The sequence below is a fragment of the Pseudopedobacter sp. genome (assembly GCF_040392825.1).
In the GTDB taxonomy this organism is placed as follows: domain Bacteria; phylum Bacteroidota; class Bacteroidia; order Sphingobacteriales; family Sphingobacteriaceae; genus Pseudopedobacter.
The window spans coordinates 1-3197 of record NZ_JBEBVH010000370.1 but is presented as its reverse complement, the minus strand read 5'-3'; the positions used below and the strand labels follow the sequence as shown (position 1 = coordinate 3197).

General features: G+C 34.9%; 3 protein-coding genes. All 3 read right to left on the bottom strand.

The window, feature by feature from the left end:
• Positions 1-978 (bottom strand): glycoside hydrolase family protein (locus ABWO41_RS17050; protein ID WP_353140607.1); only part of this gene is annotated, 978 nt, incomplete at its 3' end.
• Positions 979-985: 7 nt separating this feature from the next.
• Positions 986-1891 (bottom strand): glycosyltransferase family 2 protein, encoded by a 906-nt coding sequence (locus ABWO41_RS17045; RefSeq protein WP_353140604.1) that lies wholly within the window; start codon positions 1889-1891, stop codon positions 986-988.
• An 11-nt stretch (positions 1892-1902) separates the two neighbouring features.
• A complete protein-coding gene (locus ABWO41_RS17040) occupies positions 1903-2955 on the bottom strand; it encodes an EpsG family protein (RefSeq protein WP_353140601.1) in 1053 nt (350 codons plus the stop codon).
• Positions 2956-3197: the final 242 nt, after the last annotated feature.

Here is a 3197-nt window from a genome sequence, read left to right as displayed (position 1 = left end):
AACAGAATTAGTAATAATAATATCCTCAACCTTCCCTGCAATATTGATAGATCCTGCTCCTCCAAGATTATTGGACATCGTGCAATTCTCGATCCGAATATTCTTCAGAGAAGCACCGGAAGCATCATGATTTTCAATATCTACATTTGCCGCTGGTGAAATCCGGACTCTCCCACGTCCGGTATTTGTAAATTCCGAATCTATTAGTAAAATACTAGAGCCAACAGTAAAACTCAATCCCTGTCGTCCATTAAGGTCTGATCTGCATTTTTTAACGATTGTATGATACTTCCCGTCTTCCAGCACTTTCCGGTCATTTTGAATATAGAAACCATCCAAAGCAAAATGATGTACGTATAAATTTTCCAGTAGAAGATTCGCAACTGAGTAAGAAGTGATACCATAATGCCCCACATCCGCTCCTTTTTTTACACCTTGAGGGATTGGATGAAAAATTTGCTTTTCAAAATTACCATCCAGTTCTAAATTTCTAATTGTAATATTTCTACAGGTATGGTTCAAATTGAGCACTGCACCCAGATTTGCTTCACTATCTAAATTGGCTACTAAGGCCTCCATCCTGTTTGCAGGATTTAGATATCCATAATATTGGTTATCTAAAAATCTAAGAATCGAAATCGGCTTTCCGGATTTCTTATCAATTACACCAACAATTTCTAAATCAGATACATTTCTTAAATTCGCCGGGTACTTTAAATTCGCAAAACGAATCTTGTTGGTAATATTCGTATCAATAGTTTGTTCCCCAATCCTGTACACCCCTTGCGGAACAATAAGTTTTCCATTTTTCTTTCCTGAAAAAAAGTTGACAGCCTCTGCCCAAGCTTGTGAGTCATTAGAAATACCATCCCCTTTCGCTCCAAAATCTTTTTTCAGGTCTTTACTAACCATCTGAGTTTGGGCAGAAACACAACTTCCCAAAAACAAGTAAGTCAGGATTATCAGTCTTAATTTCATATCTGTATTATTTGTTCCATATCCTGTCCCTCATATAAAATATTGTGCCTAACGGATAAAACAACAAAAATAATTTATTATTGAGCATCTCGCATTGCTTTCTGAATGTACAGTTATCAGCCCAAAAACTAAATCTCCAAAATAGAACAGCATGTTTAATGCGGATTTTCCAAGGTACTTCTGTATAATTAACAATAGAAGCCATATGAAGAAGAGTTGCTATTGGGCCCTTTCTGATTGTTTTTAAACCACTCTGAGTTAACCCTCCTTCCAGGTATTCACATACATAAACGGATTCATTAATAAACCTTAATTGATACCCCTCATGAGCAAGTCTGTAAAAAACCAAAGCCTCCGGACAAAAGCGTTCTCCCTCAATAACAGGAAAAAGATTATTACGAACAACTTCTGTTCGATAAGCTTCCGCTTTATCACCTTTTACATTTAGTATATACCTGAATGTCAGAAGGTCGGTATCTAAAAACTTATATTCCGGAGTACCACCAATTACTTTACCATCAGGATACTTTCTATTCGCTGCTACACCAATGATTCTTTCTCTAGCGTTATCTGTCAACTTCCGAATAGCTTCCCATTCTTTACAAAAGACTTCAATTCCATTTTTCTCTAAATAATCATCGCTGTCAACTATAAAAAATAAGGTCCCATTAGCATATTTAACAGCTGTATTAATGGCAATATGCTTTCCTGAGTTTATCTGATAATAGTAAATAATGGGAAAAGGGCTCTTTATAGCTAATTCTTCAACAGTTTTCCTGGTATCATCTTCACTTCCATCATCTACAATAATCCATTCCTTCGGTAGGCGGGTTTGGCTATTTAAACTATCGTATAAACGCTTAAGTAAATTCCCTCTATTATATGTAGGTGTACAAACTGTAATATCAACCATTTCGGAATAAATTAATACATATATCGATAAGTATCATCAGAAAATATCCAAATGTATGGAACGAGTAAATCATATCCTGCAAAAATATTTGACGCCATTTTCATAAAGGCATATGCCAGGATAATTACGAACCATATCCCTTTACTTTTAGTATTTTCAAAGATGAAACAAAATAAAATGATCTCAAAAAAGTAAAACGTTGTAGCTGCCCGCTGCAATACCGAAAAATCAACAAATAAAAAAAATATTACATTTCCCAATGTATATAAATTCAAAAAGCCATTATAGTGTCTATTTTCTTTATAAATGGACTGAAAATAAAAGAATACAGGTAATAAAACTGCTCTTTTTGCCAAAGCTGCTACCAATCTTGTTAAAGTAACGGTCTCATCTTTTTGAAAAAATTCATTTCCCAGATTTTTATAGGATTCAGCCTTTTGGGTTAGCCTATCCAATCCCAGCCCACTAGGAACCAAGTTGATAACCTTTTCCAGGATAACTTCATAGCCCACATTAAGTCCCAGGAATATCGCAATAAGTATACTTAAAACTTTCCATGTGATACTCCAGTTCATATAATAAACCGGATAGGCCAGAAAAAATATAACTGAAGTGGTATGAAACTGCATGGCAAGTAACACCAGTAATCCAAAAATTAAAGGCTTTTCTTTAACTATGAAGATTACTCCTATACAGCATATACTGATCGCTATTGCCTGCCTTACTGCTACAATATCTCCCAGTGTAACCCCCCAATAAAGAATAACTGCCAGAAAAGTGGCTTTAGTGAAACGCAGCAGAAAAATACCTTTAAGAGAAATTGTTAAAAGCGACAGCGCTGTTAAGTAGAACGTAAAACTTTCCGAAAATTGTCTCAAAAAACCTACGAAGTATGCAAATCCAGACTCCATAGAAAGAATAAAAAGAGGGTCATCAAGATCGCTCTTCGCATAAAATCTAGAGTATGGTCTCCAATCTGCCCCAGTATTCCATCGTAAACTTCCCAACAAGATAAGAAGTAATAAAGCCAGCAAAAACCAGATATACCTAGTGATTTTTGGCATTTCTATTAAATCTCCTATTGATAAAGTAGCCAAGAAGATAAATACAATGATATAGAGCATGTCTAATCCAACTGCTTAATTTAGACCGGAAAAAGTATCAATTTCATTTTTTTAAAAATATTTCCATTTTGCTTTCCAGATACAAAAAGAACTACTTCTCTAAGGGCAAAACAAACCTTTACGAGAACACTATAGAAAGATCCATGGCACTTTTTAAAATAAAGATCTCTTCCTTTACAATA